Origin of the sequence: Bacillus sp. FSL K6-2869 (assembly GCF_040869405.1) — a bacterium.
In the GTDB taxonomy this organism is placed as follows: Bacteria; Bacillota; Bacilli; order Bacillales; family Bacillaceae; genus Bacillus; species Bacillus altitudinis.
In genome coordinates, this window is sequence record NZ_CP152035.1 from 1,237,996 (window position 1) to 1,256,330 (window position 18,335).

Genomic DNA, 18,335 nt, shown 5'->3' on the forward strand with positions numbered 1-18,335 from the left:
GTAATGTTAATTTAATGGACAAAAACCGAACATCCAATAAAGATGCAGTCGAATGGTTGACTTTTCTTCTAAAATGACCTATTTTATTCATAAGGATATTATCTTGAATTCGAGATATTTTATAATAGGAGTGAACACAATGAAAATAAATGGGATTCACCACGTATCAGCACTAACAGCAAATGCTCAGAAAAACGTTGATTTCTACCGCCAAATCCTTGGCTTAAAACTGGTGAAAAAAACAGTCAATCAAGATGATCCATCGATGTATCATCTATTTTATGGAGATGAGGTCGCCTCACCTGGTACAGAGCTGACGTTTTTTGAAATACCGATGCTCGCCCGCCGGCTGGACGGAACAAATGCGATCTCACGCACAGGTCTGATTGTCACTTCAGAAGAGGCACTCACCTTTTGGGAAAAGCGCTTTGAAGAAAAAGGTGTAAAGAAAGAAATAGCTTCTTTAAGAGGCGGCAGACCTGCCTTGAAATTTACAGATCCAGAAGGACAGCAGCTGTTTTTGACTGTAGAACCAAGCGTGCAAGATGGAGCGAAGCCGCCAGTGCATGATGAGATTCCTGCTGATTTTGCGATCAGAGGTTTGGGACCAGTAGAATTAACAGTCGCAGAAGCAGATAAAACGATCAGTGTGTTAACGAGCATCCTTGGTTTCACAGAAAAAGCACGTGAACAATCAAATGATGGGGAAATCGTGACGATTTTTGAATCAGGACAAGGCGGAGCTGGAACAGAGATTCATGTCATTGAAAAAGCAGAAGGACCTGCTGAGCGATCTGGCAGAGGGAGTGTTCATCACGTAGCTTTTCGTGTAGCGGACGCAGAAGAGCTTGAAAAATGGCATGATAAAATAGCCAAAGCCGGTTTCACCAACTCTGGTGTTGTAGAACGTTTTTATTTTAAAGCCCTATATTTTAGAGAGCCAAACGGCATTTTGTTTGAAATCTCAACAGACGGTCCGGGATTTACAGTGGATGAAAGCGTGGATGAGCTTGGTGATCAATTAGCACTTCCACCATTTTTAGAGCACAAACGAGCAGAAATTGAACAAAGATTAGTCCCAATCAAGTGAACATGAAAAAAGCAGCTCAATTTTATGAGCTGCTTTTTTCGTTAAGAACTGACTTGCTTTGATTCAGATTGTGTTAATGTCACTTGTTTTGTTTCTTCTTTTCCATTACGAACGAGTGTGATGCTGATGGTATCTCCTACTTTTGCATTCGTGTAAAGCTCGTGGCGTAATTCACTGCCGGTTGTCACTTTTTTGCCATTGATGGCGGTGATAACATCCTCTGCCTTTAATCCAGCTTTTGCAGCAGGTGAGCCAGCAGCGATTTCTTTTACGTACACGCCTTTATCCAGCTGACTGCTTGTCAGTCCAAGCGTTTCCTTCTGATAAGCTTCTGGTACTTGTTCGAGATCCAGCATGCTGATACCGATATAAGGTCGTTCGATTTTTCCTTTTGTGAGAAGCTGCTCTGCAATTGGTTTGACATCATTGATTGGGAGCGCAAACCCGATACCTTCCACACCTGTTTCAGAAATTTTCATACTGGTGATCCCCACAACCTTTCCGTCTGTTGTTAAAAGCGGTCCGCCGCTGTTACCGGGGTTAATGGCGGCATCTGTTTGAATGACATTAATACTGCTTTCGCCAGCTGATGTATCCATAGAAACTGTTCGATCGACACCGCTGACAATTCCTTGTGTCACTGTTCTTGATAAATCTTCACCAAGCGGGTTTCCGATTGCGATGACGGTTTCTCCTGCACGAAGGGATGAGGAGTCTCCAAGTTCAGCGACTTTTGTAACGCCGCTGCTGCTAATTTCCACGACAGCAAGATCAGTCAGCGGGTCAGAACCAACCACTTTTCCTGCTACCGTCTTGCCATTATGCAAGGAGACTGTTAATTTATTTGCTCCTTCAATCACATGGTTGTTTGTTAATACATAGGCTTTACTGCCGGATTTTTTGAAAATAACCCCTGATCCGGTACCGCTTTCTTGTTCTTGACTGCTGCTGTTTTGATTTTGCTGTGATCCATCAAAAGGTGTGTTCATATCGCCAAAATCTGTGGTTGTTTGACTTTGTGTTTGATAGTTTGTAATGCCGACGATGGCTGGTGATACGTTTTCGACCATACTTGAAATACTGCTGGTCGAATTCGATGTTTGTGACGCTGTTGTTTTTGACGAATTTGTACTTGTATCATTTGTCGATACAGCGGCTGTTTTCGTTGACGAATCAGTTGAACTATTTTCTGAATGCTGAGCATATGGAGTTAGAACGTAAACACCTAACGCTAACGTACCTCCTACAATCCCGCTGACAAATGGCTTCAGCCAGCCACTTGGCTTCTTCTGCTTTTTTTTCGGCTGTTCAATGGTTTGTAATTCATAAGAAGTGTGTTTTTCATCTTTGTGATGTGTCATCAAGATCACTCTCTTTCATCGATTTTTACATGTATGTGTGTAAGGTGATTGACCGTATGTGGTGGATACTGACTTTATCGTAAGAAAAAAGTGTGGGATAAAAATGAAAACATTGTGGGAAATTGTTAAAATAAGTAGTGAATCTAAGCAAAATAGAGGAGATTAAACTGTGGAGACTATTGGAATCATTGGATATGGAAGCATGGCAGATATGATGGTACAAAAATGGCTGGACAAAGGAGTACTTCATGCCAGTCAGTTTATGATCCATACAAGAAGTGAAACGGAGCGGCTGCAACAGCTGAAAGAGAAGAACCAGCATGTCAACATTTGCTCTTTAGATGACATCTCTGCATCATGTGATGTCGTGTTTGTTTGTGTACCACCGCTTGCTGTACTTGATGTCTTAGATCAGCTGAGCCCCGCAAAGACATCTCTTCATATCGTATCAGTGGCAGCGGCTGTCACGTTAGACAAATTAATGCAACATACGAATCAGCCGGTTTCTAGATACATTCCCACTTTGACATCAGCCGTAGGGACGGGTGTATCCCTTGTGGCGCATGGTGAAACCACTGGACAGGAGGCACAAGAACGACTCCACCGCCTGCTTTCAGCTTTTAGTATCGTCAGGGAAGTGGAAGAGGACCGGTTTGATGCGGCGAGTAATTTGACAAGCTCTTCTCCGGGCTTTATTGCAGCAATCTTTGAAGAAATGGCGAGAGCCGCTGTTCGGAATAGTGAGCTGTCTTTAGAAGAAGCCTATGAATTTTTAACATATGCGCTGCTCGGTACAGGACAAGTTCTTGTTGAACACGGACTGACATTTGCTGAAACGGTGAACAGGGTCGCAACAAAAGGCGGGATTACAGGAGAAGGCGCTGCAGTCATCCAGCAGCAGGCACCGCAAATGTTCGATGACTTGTTTACACAAACGATGAAAAAATATGCGCAGCTAAAATCGCAAATCGATGAAGCAGACAAACACCACTAAAGACATAGCTAGTGGTGTTTTTTCTGTCAAATAAATCCTTTCGCATCAATGCTTTTGACCTGTATTACCTGAGTCTAAATTCCTTATTTTCAGACATTGTATTGAAAAATCAATCAAGTTCTCATATAATTTTTTAGAAAATTTAGAAAAATATACACAAATTTTAAGTTTAATTAAAGGGGGATGGGGATGAAGCTCTATGTATCAGTCGATATGGAGGGAATTACTGGTCTAGCTGATCATACATTTGTTGATAGCCGCCAGCACAATTATGAGCGCGGGAGAAAAATCATGACAGGTGAAGTGAACGCCTGTGTAGAAGCTCTTCTTACACATGGGGCGACCGAGATTTTAGTGAATGATAGCCATTCTAAAATGAATAATCTGTTGATTGAAGATTTGCATGAGGAAGCATCTCTCATATCAGGCGATGTAAAGCCTTATTCAATGGTCCAAGGATTAGATCAAACGTATGATGCCGCTGTTTTTTTAGGCTATCATGCGAGGGCATCAATGAAAGGTGTGATGTCTCACAGTATGATTTTTGGTGTCAGACATTTTTACATAAATGATCATCCAGTTGGTGAAATGGGCTTTAATGCGTATGTCGCAGGCTATTATGGTGTTCCGGTCATTCTTGTATGCGGAGACGATCAAGCGGCACTTGAAGCCGAAAAGTTAATGCCTGGCGTGAAAACAGTGGCGGTGAAAGAAACCATTTCAAGATCTGCTGTGAAATGTCTTACTCCTGCCAAAGTCAACCAACTAATCTCTCAGCAAGTGGAAGTCGCAATGAAAGAGATTCATCACATCAAGCCGCTCACGCCTCCTGAGCAGCCAGTGCTGAAAATCGAGTTTGCCAATTATGGACAAGCCGAATGGGCGAATTTAATGCCAGGTACGGCCATCATCGAAGGGACAACAACGGTGACGTACCAAGCAGAGAATATATTAGAAGCCTACCAAGCGATGCTTGTCATGACAGAGCTTGCCGCACGTACAACATTTTGTTAAGCGAGGGGGAGACAGCAGATGGCCAGCTTTTTGCTCAAGCGTTTGATTGCCATGATTGCCACGATTTTAACCATCACAACTTTAACGTTTATTTTAATGAAGGTCATCCCAGGATCGCCCTTCAATGAAGAACGAAATACAAACGAAACTGTCCAGCGAAACCTCGAAAGCTACTATCACTTAGACGAACCACTCTATGTTCAATATATGATCTATTTAAAATCCATCGTTACTTTTGATTTTGGTCCTTCCATTAAAAAGCCTTCTGAAAGTGTCAATGATTTATTGGCGAGAGGTTTTCCAGTCTCATTAGAACTTGGTCTTATCTCTATTTTGATTGCTGTCATCTCCGGTATCTTGCTCGGAATCATGGCTGCCCTCCGGCATAATGGCTTGATTGATTATATCGCCATGACGATTGCTGTTTTCGGTATATCCATACCAAACTTTATCTTTGCTACCTTATTAATTCAGCAGCTTGCTGTGAATGTAAAGCTCTTTCCTACAGCGATGTGGACAAGTCCAATGCATATGGTGCTTCCTACCATTGCACTGGCGGTAGGTCCAATGGCTATCATTGCCCGGTTAACGAGATCGAGCATGATTGAAGTTCTGTCGCAGGACTATATTCGAACTGCAAAAGCGAAAGGACTTTCCCCTTATAAAATTGTGTTTAAACATGCCCTGCGGAATGCGCTTTTACCTGTTGTCACGATCCTTGGCACGCTTGTCGCAAGTATTTTAACAGGCAGTTTTGTGATTGAAAAAATATTTGCGATCCCAGGAATGGGAAAATATTTTGTCGAGAGTATTAACAACCGTGACTATCCTGTCATCATGGGAACCACTGTTTTTTACAGCATCATCTTAATTACCCTTCTTTTCATTGTAGATGTGACATATCGTCTGCTTGATCCAAGGATCCAGCTGCATCAGAAAGGAGGAAAGGCATGAGTATACACCTTCAGCATGATCAAACGAATCAAGCGCATGAAGTGCCAGATGAATGGTTTGCTCCTAAAGAACAAAAGACATCTGAAGTCCATGCCATTAAAAGACCCTCACTTTCGTATTGGGCAGATACTTGGCGACGGTTAAAACAAAATAAACTCGCTATGTTTAGTTTATCGGTGCTGATTTTTCTTTTCGTCATGGCTGTATTAGGCCCACTCCTTGCACCGAATAGTGTGACAGAACAGCGGCTTTCCATGCAAAACTTGCCACCGTCAGCTGCTCACTGGTTTGGAACAGATGAACTTGGACGTGATGTGTTTACACGTACTTGGTACGGCGCACGCATTTCATTATTTGTGGGCGTGATGGCCGCTCTCATTGATTTTGCAATCGGTGTCATCTATGGCGGTATTGCAGGCTATAAAGGCGGGAAGTATGACCATGTCATGATGCGGATTGTCGAGGTGCTTTACGGTCTGCCGTATTTACTCGTCGTCATTTTATTGATGGTTCTGATGGGGCCTGGGCTTGTCACTATTATTGTGGCGCTCACTGTCACAGGATGGATCGGGATGGCAAGAATCGTGAGAGGTCAAGTCCTTCAGCTGAAAAGCCAAGAATATGTCCTTGCCTCGAAAACCTTTGGCGCAAAAAGTTTGCGCATCATCCGCAGAAATTTACTGCCGAATACGATGGGACCGATTATTGTCCAGATGACGCTGACTGTACCGACAGCGATATTTGCTGAAGCGTTCTTAAGTTTTCTTGGTTTAGGGATTCAAGCGCCGTTTGCAAGCTGGGGTGTGATGGCCAATGATGCCTTGCCGACAGTGCTGTCAGATAATGGTCACTGGTGGCGTTTATTCTTTCCGGCATTTTTTATTTCGCTGACGATGTTTTGCTTTAATAATTTAGGTGATGGCTTGCAAGATGCGCTTGATCCGAAGATGAAGAGGTGATGGCGTGATGAAAAAAATGCTTCGGATTATCGATCTGCATGTTAGCTTTCGGACATATGGCGGTTCTGTTCAAGCGGTACGCGGGGTGAATGTGGATGTGTATGAAAAAGAAACCCTCGCCATTGTCGGAGAATCAGGCTGCGGAAAAAGTGTGACGTCTCAAAGTATCATGCGGCTTCTCCCTGCATACAGCGCACAAGTCGATCAAGGGGAAATTTGGTTTCGTGATCGCAACTTGCTGTCATTATCTGAAAAAGACATGCGCAGCATACGTGGTGTCGATATCTCCATGATTTTTCAAGATCCTATGACGGCACTCAACCCGACGCTGACAATTGGAGATCAGCTGATGGAGGCTGCAAAAGTGCATCAGAAGCTGACAAAAAAAGAAGTGAAAGAAGAGGCGCTTCGTATGCTTGATTTGGTGGGGATTCCGCAGCCGAAAGAGAGGCTGAAGCAATATCCGCATCAATTCAGCGGTGGCATGAGGCAGCGGCTCATGATTGCAATGGCTCTTATTTGTGAGCCGAAGGTGCTGATTGCAGATGAACCGACAACTGCACTTGATGTCACCATACAGGCGCAGATTTTAGAACTATTTAAAGAGATTCAGAAAAAAACAGGCGTGACGATTATTTTAATCACACATGACCTAGGGGTCGTAGCACAAGTTGCTGATCGAGTGGCTGTCATGTACGGGGGGAAAATCGTTGAAGTTGGGACAAGGCGAGATATCTTTTACAGTCCACAGCATCCCTATACAAAAGGGCTACTGCAATCCGTTCCAAGGCTGGATATGAAAGATGAACTCATTCCTATTGAAGGAAGCCCGCCAGATTTATTTGCTCCGCCAAAAGGTTGTCCATATACCGATCGATGTCCGTCTGCGATGAAAGTGTGTGATCATATTATGCCGCATGAAACGCAGCGTTCACCTACACATGCAGTACATTGCTGGCTCCAAGATGAACGAGCGAAGCAAACGGTTTTATCTTCAACACAAAGGGGGAGTTTTTCATGAGAAAAACAGGTTGGATTCTCAGTATGTGCTTTATCACAGTGATGCTGCTTGCAGGATGTACAGCCAATGAGCAAGCAGGCAAAGGATCTTCAAGCAAGGGTGAAGAGAAAGTTTTAACATTAAATAACGAAAACGAACCGACATCATTTGATCCGCCTATTGGTTTTAATAATGTGTCCTGGCAAGGGCTCAATAACTTAATGGAAGGATTAACGAGACTGAATGAGAAGCACGAACCATCTGCTGCCATGGCGGAAAAATGGGACATCTCAAAGGACGGAAAAACGTACACGTTCCATTTAAGGGATGGGATTAAGTGGTCAAATGGTGATCCAGTCAAAGCAAGTGACTTTGAATATGCGTGGAAGCGGCTGCTAGATCCAAAGACGGGCTCTTCTGCGGCATTCTTAGCTTATATGATTGAAGGGGGCGAAGCGTTTAACAGCGGAAAAGGGAAGAAAGAAGATGTAAAAGTCAAGGCTGTTAATGATCAAACGCTAGAGGTCAAGCTAGCATACCCGCAGAAATCTTTCTTAAATATGACGGCAAACCCTGCCTTTTTCCCAGTGAATGAGAAGGTAGCGGAAAAGGACCCGAACTGGGCCAAGGATGCGAAAACCTTTGTCGGCAATGGACCGTTTAAGCTGACAGAGTGGAAGCATGATGAAAGCTTTACAATGGAAAAAAGTGACACGTATTGGGACAAACAAACGGTCAAGCTAGACCAAGTGAAATGGCTCATGATCAGTGATCGAAACACAGATTATCAAATGTATCAATCGGGAGATTTAGATACGGCCTTCGTTCCGGCAGAACAAAGTGAAGACTTGTTAAAAAGCAAAGATGTGCAAATTGAGGATCAAGCAGGGCTGTTTTTTTATCGTCTAAATGTCAACATGGAGCCTTTTCAAAATAAGAACATTCGCAAAGCCTTTCAAATGGCGATCAATCCACAGGATATTGTAGAGTATGTGACGAAAAATGAAGAGAAGCCAGCACGTGCCTTCGTTTCACCAGGAATTTTAGATTCAAAGGGTGAAGATTTCAGAGAAGCTGGTGGCGACCTTGTCAAACATGATACGAGTGAAGCTGTAAAACTATTAGAAAAAGGGTTGAAAGAAGAGAACTATTCAAAGCTGCCGCCCGTCACATTAACATATAGTACAAAGCCTGAAAATAAGAAAAAAGCAGAAGCCATTCAGCAGCAATTAAAAGAAGCGCTAGGGGTAGATGTGAAGCTTGCCAACATGGAAGCAAATGTGTTTGCAGAAGATCAAAAGGCACTCAAATTCCAATTCTCGCAAAGTTCATTTCTAGCTGACTATGCAGACCCAATCAATTTCTTAGAGAGCTTCCAAACAGGAAATGCGATGAACCGGACAGGTTGGTCAAATGATACGTATGATCAGCTGATCAAAAAGGCGAGTCAAGAAGCAGATGAACAAAAGAGAAATCGTATGCTGCATGATGCCGAGGCACTTCTGATGGAAGAAGTACCGATGATTCCTATTCATTTTTATAACCAAGTCTATTTACAAAAAGAAGGCGTAAAGGGCATTGTCCGTCATCCTGTTGGTTACATTGATTTGAAATGGGCACAGGTAGATGGAGAGTAAATGAAAAAATGAGAGAATGGGGCGCTTTGAAAAAAGCGTCTGTTCCTTTATTTGTTCATGTTATGAAGAAGATGCCCATAGATTGAAAGAAACGAAGAGAAAGAGGGGATTGGCATGAACCATCTGCCAGTGGCACTTCAAACAGGAGATACAGTGGGAATCATTGCACCAGCAAGCCCGCCTGATGAGCTGAAATTAGCAAGAGGTATTTCTTTTTTAGAAAGCTTAGGGCTAAAGGTGAAAAAGGGGAAGTATATCAACTCCCGGTATGGTTATTTAGCAGCTCATGATCATGAACGAGTGGAAGATATTCATCACATGTTTCAAGATCCAGACGTGAAGGCAGTGATTTGTGCTTGCGGAGGATACGGAACAGGAAGAATTGCAGAAGCCATTGATTATGACTTGATTCGCCGGAACCCAAAAATCTTTTGGGGATACAGTGATATTACGTTTTTACATACAGCCATTCAGCAGCAGACGGGTCTTGTGACCTTTCATGGTCCAATGCTCTCCTCTGATGTGGGACTTGAAGAGGTTCATCCGTATACAAAGGATACCTTTTTACAGCTATTCACTCCAAAAGCCTTTTCGTATACGAACCACCTGTCACCTCTTCACACTTTTTATCATGGCACGGCTTCAGGCGAAATCACCGGAGGAAATCTTGCACTTATTGTCACGACACTTGGTACACCTTTTGAAATTGATACAAAGGGGAAGCTTTTATTGATAGAAGATATTGACGAAGAACCATATAAAATCGATCGAATGATGCAGCACCTAGCCTCTGCAGGAAAATTACATGATGCGGCGGGATTTATCATTGGTGATTTTCATCAATGTGAGCCGAAAAAGAAAGAGCAGTCGTTGACGCTCGATCAGTTATGGGAGACGTATATTGTCCCGCAACAGAAACCTGCACTTGGCGGCTTTCGGATCGGTCATTCCTCTCCAAACTTCGCCATTCCAATCGGCGTGCAGGCTACATTAGATGCTACAGAGAAAAAACTGCATATTTCCCCAGGTGTTGCAGCGAAAGAGGCGATCAAATGAAAATCGTAGATGTTCGCACATGCAGAACGAATGTACCGCTAAAGAAGCCTTTCAAAACAGCATTAAGAACGGTGTATGACGCCGCATCTCTTATTGTGATCATCACCTATGATCAAGGTGATGTCAGCTATGGAGAGGCAGTGCCGACATCGGTCATAACAGGTGAAACACTGGAAAGTATCGACTATGCTATTTGCGCTGTGATGAGGCCGCTCTTGATTGGGGCCTCATTGTCACAATATGAACAAATCTTTTCAGCGATCAACCGTGTACTTGTAGGAAACACGAGTGCAAAGGCTGCAATAGATATGGCGATTTACGATGGTTTAGCGAAGCAGGCTGGCCTGCCGCTTTATCAATATCTTGGCGGTTATCGTGATCAGCTGGAAACGGATTACACGGTTAGTGTCAACCGTCCGCTAGAAATGGCAGAGGATGCGAAGCAATATGCAGCTGAAGGCTTTCGTACCTTAAAGATCAAAGTGGGAAAAGATGATATAGATACGGATATTCAGCGGATCAAACGGATTCGAGAAAAAGTCGGGCCGGATATTCAAATCAGGCTTGACGCCAACCAAGGCTGGACATGGAAGGAAGCGGTTGTGGCCATTCGAAAAATGGAGGCACTCGATATTGAACTAGTCGAGCAGCCAGTGCCTAAAGAAGACATCGAGGGTCTGCGCCGGGTGACGGAAGCAACAGACACATTGATTATGGCGGATGAAAGTATTTTTAGCCTCCATGATGCCATCAAGGTGTTAGAAACGAGAAGCTGTGATCTCATCAACTTAAAATTAATGAAAACAGGCGGTATCAAAAAAGCGCTGAAAATCAATAGTTTAGCAGAAGCATATGGCGTCGAGTGCATGGTTGGCAGTATGATCGAGTCAAAACTAGGGATTACCGCAGCCGCTCATTTTGCTGCAAGCCAGCCGAATATTACCCGTTATGATTTTGATGCGCCGCTTATGCTCAAAGAGGACTTAATAGACGGAGGAATTATCTATCAAGGAAAAGATATTCTCTTTCCGCCGCATCATGGGTTAGGCATTCAAAGAGTGAAAGGGGTCTTATGATGTTATATGAATCAAAGGTTCCAGTCGCAAATATATGGACAGCACCGCAGTCGCCGAGAGAAATAGATCGACACGTTCTTCAAAGTTCCGTCCAGATCAAAGAATGGATTGATGAGCAAACATATGAACAGAAATTGGCCTTATGTGAAGAAAACCTTATTCAAACCCAAGTACTGCTTGGCGAACGAGTCATTGGGCTGGAGGAAACAGATGGCTGGATGAAAGTTGTCATCCCGCAGCAGGCAAGCCGGAAACACCCGCAAGGCTACCCAGGTTATATCCCTGTAGAGCAATTAAATGAAGTATCAGAGAGTGAACCACCTGCTAGTCCCTTGATTGTTTGTCAGAAAAAAGCGGTTTTATATCAAAACGGAACACCGGATATGGAGGTTAGTTTTTTAACAGAACTAGCACCTGTTGAAGAAACGAGCGATTCCTTTGATGTTCTAACTCCAGTAGGAAGAAGAGAAATCAAAAAAGAAGATGTGCGCCGTGCTTCATCACCTTCTTCTATGAGCGGTAAGGATGCCTTAGCTATAGGAAAACAATTTATTGGACTGTCATATTTGTGGGGCGGCATGAGCAGCTATGGCTACGACTGTTCGGGTTTTGTTTACAGCATGTACAAAGCGTGTGGATGTTTATTACCGAGAGACGCAAGTGACCAAGCAGTTCAAGGAACTCCAGTCGCATCAAACCATTTGGCGCCAGGTGATCTCATGTTTTTTGCCAATGACAATGGGAAGGGAGCAGTTCGCCATGTAGGGATGTATGCTGGAGATGGCATGATGCTTCACTCGCCTAAAACGGGCAGACAGATTGAACTTCTTTCTCTTTCTGGTACTTCATATGAACAGGAATGGGCAGGAACAAGGCGGTATTTGAAAGCTGAGAGGGGGAGATGTGATGGGAAGTGAACCACTTCTGCAAGTCAACAACTTAAAAAAGCATTTTCATCTATCGAAAGGAAGAACGTTAAAAGCATTAGATGGTGTCACCTTTCAGCTGAAACAAGGCGAAACCTTTGGTCTTGTTGGTGAGTCAGGCTGCGGTAAATCTACACTTGGAAAAGTGCTCATGCGGCTTTATGACCCGACAGAAGGTGAAGCTTTGTATGAAGGGAAAAGTCTCCATCACTTATCGAACCGAGAATCATTTGATTTCAATAGACAAATTCAAATGGTGTTTCAAGATCCGTATTCTTCTTTAAATCCTAGGCTCTCTGTAAAAGATATTATGCTAGAACCGATGGAGATCCACCAATTGTATGGCAGTCAAAAGAAAAGGCTCGAGCGCGTGAAGGAACTGCTTGAAGCGGTGGGGCTAAGTCATGATTTTGCTACACGCTATCCTCACGAATTCAGCGGAGGTCAGAGGCAAAGAATAGGGATTGCTAGAGCACTCGCCTTATCGCCAAAGTTTATCGTGGCAGATGAGCCGATTTCTGCACTAGATGTATCCGTTCAAGCTCAGGTCGTGAATTTGCTGAAAAAACTGCAAAAAGAAGAAGGATTGACGTTTTTATTTATTGCCCATGATTTATCGATGGTTAAATATATTAGCGATCGAATCGGTGTCATGTACTTAGGACATCTCGTGGAGATGACTAGCAGTGATGCTTTATATAAAACACCGCTTCATCCATATACACAAGCATTGCTGTCTGCTATCCCGATTCCAGATCCTGATGTGGAAGATAAACGCAAGCGGTTTATTTTAAAAGGAGAAATTCCAAGTCCAGTGAATCCGCCAAGCGGCTGCGTATTTCGGACAAGATGTCCTGCTGCAATGGATGTATGTGCGGACAAAAAGCCAGTATTACAAGCAGTCGAAGAAGGGCATGAAGTGGCTTGTCATTTATATGATAGGAAATAGATAGAGGGAAGAAGGTAAGCATTTAAAAAGCCAGCGAGTAGACAAGCTGGCTTTTTGGCTTTTATGAACGCCTAATAGGTAATGTACAGCATCTAAAAGAGCCGCCGGATTTAATGATTTCTGAAAAATCTACTTCAATGACGGTGTAGCCGCGCGCTGTTAATGCAGCATTTGTTTCTTGGTTGATTGGTAAGCTGATGACTTTTTTCTGTCCAATGGACAACACATTTGGTCCAAGTGTGAACTGCTCTTGCTCACTTATTTCAATGAGATCATAATGCTTTGTGAGCATATGAAGATCCTTTTCCGTAAAAGCTTCAGGGTAAATCAAGATCTCATGATGAGAAAGAATATTCATCACACAATCAAGATGCAAAATGTGAGAAGGAAGATGAATAGGAATGATGTCGTGATTCGGCAGTTCTTTTTTGAGCTGCTGGATGGCGGCTAGATTTGTTCTTTTGCTGATCCCCACAAATACCCGGGTTTGGTCTACAAGCACATCGCCGCCTTCAATCGTTCCATCATCCAGCGTGATGGTTGTCCATCCTTTTGTCTGTGCCCATTCTTTTAAGGAATGTTCTTCTCCTTGTCTGACAGGGGCTGCCATGTTTGAAACAAATAAAGTCTGTCCAATTGTAAATCCAATATCCCGAGTGAAGACTTGTTCAGGGAAACGTTCATTTGCAGGAAGAAGGACAGGCCGGACATGATGGTTTTTCAGCGTTTGGATGAATTGCTTATGCTGCGTGAGGGCTTTGATTTGAGAAATATTTTCTCTTGCAAAATGCTTTTGGGTTTCATTGATGATCTGTTTAATTTCCATATAAATTGGACTGCATAAGAGGACTTCTTGTAAATCATCATATTCACTCATACATTGCGGCGTTTTATACACTTTCTCTGATTTCATAGAATCCATCAAAGGGCCTCCTTGTTTATCGATAATTATATTATTCCTCCTTCTAGTAAATGTTGAAACATTTCCGAAAGAAAATCTCTCATGAGAGACTAAAGCAAAAAGTTTAGACAAACCTAATAGAATAGTGTTTAATAAAAGTCGTTCCGCATCAACGAAAACAGCAAGAAGGAGCTATGACGATGAGTGAAGAAAATTTCAAATACTGCAAGGAATCGAAAGTTGTGAAAACCAGCAGGGTATTCCCCCTCGATACGAATAACCACCAAACGTTATTTGGCGGGAAATTAATGAGTTATATAGATGACATTGCTTCCATCTCGGCAGCAAGACACAGCCGCAGTGAAACAGTCACCGCATCAATGGATTCAGTTGATTTTTTAGAGCCGATTGGACAGAAAGAGTCCGTCTGCTTAGAATCTTATGTGACATGGGTCGGCACATCTTCTATGGAAGTATTCGTCAAAGTCATTAAGGAAAACTTGATGTCTGGAGAGCGCAGACTCGCAGCAACTTCATTTCTTACCTTTGTCTCGCTTGATGAAAACGGGAAGCCAAAACGAGTTCCACAAGTCATGCCGGAAACAGAGGAAGAAATCATGCTTCATCAAACAGCGAAGCAGCGGGCAGAGGAAAGAAAAAGCCGCCGGAAGCATAGTAAAGCTTTGGCAGACGCACTTGGGACGGATAAGCCTTGGGCGTAAAAATCACCCTTTAAGCGGTGATTTTTTTCTGAGTCGGTATCTTGCATGGCAAGATAGTGTGTGGTAAGATCAAACTATCTTGTCATGCAAGGTACTGAAAGCGGAGGATCGATGATGACACAATCAACACAAATGCTAAAAGGAATTTTAGAGGGATGCCTGCTGTCGATTATTTCTGAAGGTGAAATTTATGGCTATGAAATGACAAAGAAGCTTGCTCACTATGGGTTTGATCAAATTAGTGAAGGTAGTATTTATCCGATCTTGCTGCGCATGCAAAAAGAACAGCTGGTTCATACGTCCACAAAAGTATCGGCGAGTGGGCCGAAAAGGAAATACTATACGCTCACACAAAGAGGCGAAGAAGCGCTGACGGATTTTACCATGCGATGGAATGAGCTGTCAGGGAATGTAGAGCGATTATTACATAAAGGGAAGTGAGAAGATGGTAACAAAAGAAACGAGACACATCTTATTAGAGCTCCAACTCTATCTCATATCAAAAGGGAAAAATCAGGACGAGATCGACGAAGTGATGGATGAATTAACGACACACGCTGTCGAAGCTGAGAAAGATGGGAAAACAGGGGAAGATGTATTTGGCGGAGATCCACGGGGCTTTGCTGACGAGCTAGCGAAAGAGCTTTCTAGAAATCATAAAGACTGGGTTCCGTTTGTCAGTGCTTTTTTAATTGGATCTCTTTTTTACATGATGTTAGCAGATGCCATCAGTCAAAGTTTATCGTATTCTTGGTATGCACTCATTGGTTATCCGCTAATCATAGTGGCCAATGTGATCATGACCATTGTGATGTTTAGAGCTTCTGCCTTTCAAACAAGCAGGAGGGCATTCTTTTACTTTTGGATATTAGGTGTTTTTCAGATGACAGCCTTGATCACAGTGAAATTATTGGACCAAAAACTTGGTACTCCTTTACTTGTGCTGACCTCGAGCCAAAGATGGGGCGTCATTGTTCTGTTACTGCTGTGTATTGTCTTATTGAATGCTATATTAAAGGCGAATATGATGTCGCTCATTCCGTTGATCTTCTTTGGACCGCAACTCCTATTCGAATGGCTTGGATGGACATCACCTCTCATGCTTCTTTTCACAAGTCTGGTATCCATTGTGATTTTAGTCTTGCTCACAATCGCTTTTTTACAGAAAACAAACAAGAAAAATGAACATTTAATGTAAATAGAGCACATCACTTGCGATGTGCTTCAGCGTGTAGACAAACCCTCGCATTCTTTGTCAGTCCTGCGTGCTGGTGCTCACGAATGTCAAATTCGCTCCGCGCCAGTACTCGTCCTTCCTAGACTGCAAAGGTTTTCTATCACGCTGAAAAGAAGACAAAGGGCTAAAATAAAGTTCATTTTAGCCCTTTGTCAACAATCTGGAGCACATCACTTGCGATGTGCTTTTCTTTTTCTAAAAAAATGTAGATATGGGATCACATTTTTCTTTACAATGAGAAGAGGACAAAAATGAAAAGGGGTTCTGTGATTGGATATTGTATGGGGGTATGTACTCGTTTTTATATTGGCTGCTTTACCTTTCTTTGAAGTGGTTGGTGTCGTTCCGCTAGGGATTTTAAGTGGTCTGCATCCTGTGACAACGGCAGTTATTGGATTCGTCGGCAACTTTCTTACCGTCTTGCTACTCATCGTCTTCGTGGACCGATTTAAAGCGTGGTGGCTGAAGAGGAAAGAGGAGAAACATGATGAAAAAGGAGAGAAAAAACAGCTGAAAGCCAGAAAGGTTTGGGAACGGTATGGTCTCCCTGGTTTGGCACTTATCGGTCCTTTTATCATTGGCAGTCATTTAGCAGCTTTTATGTGTATGAGCTTCGGTACGAAAAGAAAACAAGTCACTGTGTGGATGACGGTCAGTTTAATCATGTGGACCGCATTAGCTGCTAGTTTAACGGGTGCGGGGTTCCATTACTTTGCCCCAGATTCAAACGGGTTGTTCGGAGATATTTTTAGCAAGTAAGCAGGGGAGAGAGGATAACAAATGGCACATCAAACACGGATCGTGCTCGAAACAGAGCGCCTCAGACTGAGAACAATGGATAAACACGATGCATCTTTTTTATATGAAAAGCTATTTCAAGATGAAGAGGTCATGAAGTATTATCCTTCACTAAAGGATGAAAAGCAGACAAAAGAGTGGATTGCTTGGAATCAAAAGAATGACCGCACGTACCATACATCCCTGTGGATCATTGAAGAAAAAGAAACGAAGGAACCACTTGGTCAAAGTGGAATTGTTCTCCAAAACGTCGAAGGACAAACAGAGCTTGAAATTGGCTATATGCTAAAGAGATCGGCATGGGGAAAAGGATATGCTGTTGAGGCTGCAAAAGGCTGTCTTGCGTATGGTTTTGACGAAATGAAGGTGAGGCGAATGGTCAGCTTAATTCGCCCTGACAATGAAGCGTCAGTCAAGGTCGCAATGAAAATGGGGATGAAAAAAGAAAAAACCATTTCAAAATGGGATCAAATGATTGATGTTTACAGTGTTACTCGTGACGGAAAAAGCGGCTCGCTTGAATCATAAGGAGAGCCGCTTTTTCTTTTATAGACGCTGTTCTAACTGAAGTAAATATTTCTTTCGTTCGATTCCCCCGCCATATCCGCCAAGTTCACCGCTTGTTTGAATGACTCGGTGACAAGGAATGATGATGGCCAACTGATTGGCACCATTTGCATTTCCAACTGCCCGAACCAAATGGGGATCGCCAAGCATGATGGCAAGATCTCGATACGATCTCGTTTCGCCTGGCGGAATCTGTAATAGAAGATCCCATACCCTTTTCTGAAAAGGGGTGCCATGTATAGCAAGTGGCACAGTAAACTGCGTGAGTTTCTTTTCAAAATATAAGGCCAATTCCTTTGCTAATTGCTGATGGACGTTTGTTTCTCCAACTAGAATACGGGCATGATGTTTTTTTCTGATGTTCTCAATTTCTCTTTCTAATCCTCGCCTGTCCATAAATTCAAGCAAATACACATGGGTTGCATCTGAAATGCTCATCATCCGCCCAATCGGGGTAGAAATAAAATTCGCATGCAAAATATTGACTTGCGCCTTTTTGGGTGGATTTCCCATGATTTTCGTAAAGGCATCATTGAAGGCACTGGAAGACTCATAACCGAAGGTGACTTGCTGATCAATGACTTTTTTTCCGTTCAGAATCTCTTTAAACGCTAGCCCCATTCGGCGTGATCTAGCATATTGAACAAAGGTCATTCCATAGATTTCTTTGAATTTTCTCCGAGCTGTTGCAGAGTGAATCCCTAATTGGCGAAAATCTTCTTCTTTCCACCGTTTCTCAGGACTCTCTTCAACTGCTGATACAAGTGTTTTGACTTCTTCTGGAATGCTGTTAGGATATGTTAAAGGCGTGCATCGCTTACACGGCCGATACCCTGCAAGCAGTGCCTCCTCTGCTGTAAAGAAAAACTCGCAGTTCTCATATTTTGGTTTTCTAGCAGTGCACGTGGCATGGCAGAAGATGCCGGTTGTTTTAATACCAGCAAAAAACGTGCCATCATATTGCGGATTCTTATCAACAAGTGCTTGATAAAATTCGTGTTTTTGTTCGTCGGTCATCATCATTTGATCCACCTCTTGTTTTATTATATCAGTGATGTGGTCGTTCCTCTTTCTAACATTTAGTATACTTCGCT

Annotated in this window: 19 protein-coding genes; 16 read left to right on the forward strand and 3 right to left on the reverse strand. The window is 43.0% G+C overall.

What is annotated here, in order from left to right:
• The first annotated feature begins 139 nt into the window (after positions 1-139).
• Positions 140-1,090, forward strand: coding sequence for a ring-cleaving dioxygenase (locus MHI58_RS06230; RefSeq protein WP_045034938.1), 951 nt, complete (start codon positions 140-142; stop codon positions 1,088-1,090).
• A 41-nt stretch (positions 1,091-1,131) separates the two neighbouring features.
• Here MHI58_RS06230 and MHI58_RS06235 read toward each other — a convergent pair whose 3' ends face one another.
• The gene (locus MHI58_RS06235) at positions 1,132-2,451 is read right to left on the reverse strand and encodes a S1C family serine protease (protein ID WP_045034939.1); all 1,320 of its coding nucleotides are present in this window, start codon (positions 2,449-2,451) and stop codon (positions 1,132-1,134) included.
• Positions 2,452-2,620: 169 nt separating this feature from the next.
• On the opposite strand from MHI58_RS06235, the gene proG reads away from it, so the two are divergent.
• The 10 genes from proG to MHI58_RS06285 all read left to right on the forward strand — a co-directional run bounded on the left by proG (position 2,621) and on the right by MHI58_RS06285 (position 13,016).
• Positions 2,621-3,445, forward strand: coding sequence for a pyrroline-5-carboxylate reductase ProG (gene proG, locus MHI58_RS06240; protein ID WP_017359139.1), 825 nt, complete (start codon positions 2,621-2,623; stop codon positions 3,443-3,445).
• Between the two features lie 189 nt (positions 3,446-3,634).
• Positions 3,635-4,459 (forward strand): M55 family metallopeptidase, encoded by an 825-nt coding sequence (locus tag MHI58_RS06245; RefSeq protein WP_045034940.1) that lies wholly within the window; start codon positions 3,635-3,637, stop codon positions 4,457-4,459.
• An 18-nt stretch (positions 4,460-4,477) separates the two neighbouring features.
• Positions 4,478-5,413, forward strand: a complete 936-nt coding sequence (locus tag MHI58_RS06250; protein ID WP_008346233.1) for an ABC transporter permease — start codon at positions 4,478-4,480, stop codon at positions 5,411-5,413.
• The gene (locus tag MHI58_RS06255) at positions 5,410-6,372 is read left to right on the forward strand and encodes an ABC transporter permease (protein ID WP_024719611.1); all 963 of its coding nucleotides are present in this window, start codon (positions 5,410-5,412) and stop codon (positions 6,370-6,372) included. Before MHI58_RS06250 ends, MHI58_RS06255 begins: the two co-directional genes overlap by 4 nt.
• 7 nt (positions 6,373-6,379) lie before the next feature.
• Positions 6,380-7,393, forward strand: coding sequence for an ABC transporter ATP-binding protein (locus MHI58_RS06260; RefSeq protein ID WP_007498841.1), 1,014 nt, complete (start codon positions 6,380-6,382; stop codon positions 7,391-7,393).
• A complete protein-coding gene (locus tag MHI58_RS06265) occupies positions 7,390-9,009 on the forward strand; it encodes a peptide ABC transporter substrate-binding protein (RefSeq protein ID WP_368004397.1) in 1,620 nt (539 codons plus the stop codon). Before MHI58_RS06260 ends, MHI58_RS06265 begins: the two co-directional genes overlap by 4 nt.
• Positions 9,010-9,123: 114 nt before the next feature.
• Positions 9,124-10,065: an LD-carboxypeptidase gene (locus MHI58_RS06270; protein ID WP_368004398.1), complete on the forward strand. Its 942-nt coding sequence runs from the start codon at positions 9,124-9,126 to the stop codon at positions 10,063-10,065.
• Entirely contained in the window at positions 10,062-11,141 is a 1,080-nt protein-coding gene (locus MHI58_RS06275; RefSeq protein WP_368004399.1) for a dipeptide epimerase, read from the forward strand. The genes MHI58_RS06270 and MHI58_RS06275 overlap by 4 nt, the downstream gene beginning before the upstream one ends.
• Complete coding sequence (locus MHI58_RS06280) at positions 11,141-12,058, forward strand: NlpC/P60 family protein (RefSeq protein WP_024719615.1); 918 nt, start codon at positions 11,141-11,143, stop codon at positions 12,056-12,058. The genes MHI58_RS06275 and MHI58_RS06280 overlap by 1 nt, the downstream gene beginning before the upstream one ends.
• The gene (locus MHI58_RS06285) at positions 12,048-13,016 is read left to right on the forward strand and encodes an ABC transporter ATP-binding protein (protein ID WP_008346217.1); all 969 of its coding nucleotides are present in this window, start codon (positions 12,048-12,050) and stop codon (positions 13,014-13,016) included. Before MHI58_RS06280 ends, MHI58_RS06285 begins: the two co-directional genes overlap by 11 nt.
• A gap of 61 nt (positions 13,017-13,077) precedes the next feature.
• Here MHI58_RS06285 and MHI58_RS06290 read toward each other — a convergent pair whose 3' ends face one another.
• On the reverse strand, positions 13,078-13,938 hold the full coding sequence (locus MHI58_RS06290) for a dimethylarginine dimethylaminohydrolase family protein (protein ID WP_025207220.1): 861 nt from the start codon (positions 13,936-13,938) through the stop codon (positions 13,078-13,080).
• 179 nt (positions 13,939-14,117) lie between these two features.
• Here MHI58_RS06290 and MHI58_RS06295 point away from each other — a divergent pair, with 179 nt between their 5' ends.
• The 5 genes from MHI58_RS06295 (at position 14,118) to MHI58_RS06315 (ending at position 17,202) form a co-directional block, all read left to right on the forward strand.
• Positions 14,118-14,639, forward strand: a complete 522-nt coding sequence (locus MHI58_RS06295; protein WP_008346212.1) for an acyl-CoA thioesterase — start codon at positions 14,118-14,120, stop codon at positions 14,637-14,639.
• A gap of 114 nt (positions 14,640-14,753) precedes the next feature.
• Complete coding sequence (locus tag MHI58_RS06300) at positions 14,754-15,080, forward strand: PadR family transcriptional regulator (protein WP_045034946.1); 327 nt, start codon at positions 14,754-14,756, stop codon at positions 15,078-15,080.
• Between the two features lie 4 nt (positions 15,081-15,084).
• The gene (locus MHI58_RS06305) at positions 15,085-15,837 is read left to right on the forward strand and encodes an NADH dehydrogenase (protein WP_045034947.1); all 753 of its coding nucleotides are present in this window, start codon (positions 15,085-15,087) and stop codon (positions 15,835-15,837) included.
• 309 nt (positions 15,838-16,146) lie between these two features.
• Complete coding sequence (locus MHI58_RS06310; RefSeq protein ID WP_007498817.1) at positions 16,147-16,635, forward strand: small multi-drug export protein; 489 nt, start codon at positions 16,147-16,149, stop codon at positions 16,633-16,635.
• Positions 16,636-16,656: 21 nt separating this feature from the next.
• A complete protein-coding gene (locus tag MHI58_RS06315; RefSeq protein ID WP_045034948.1) occupies positions 16,657-17,202 on the forward strand; it encodes a GNAT family N-acetyltransferase in 546 nt (181 codons plus the stop codon).
• A gap of 18 nt (positions 17,203-17,220) precedes the next feature.
• On the opposite strand, the gene MHI58_RS06320 is transcribed toward MHI58_RS06315, so the two are convergent.
• Entirely contained in the window at positions 17,221-18,264 is a 1,044-nt protein-coding gene (locus MHI58_RS06320) for a bifunctional transcriptional activator/DNA repair enzyme AdaA (protein WP_024719619.1), read from the reverse strand.
• Positions 18,265-18,335: the final 71 nt, after the last annotated feature.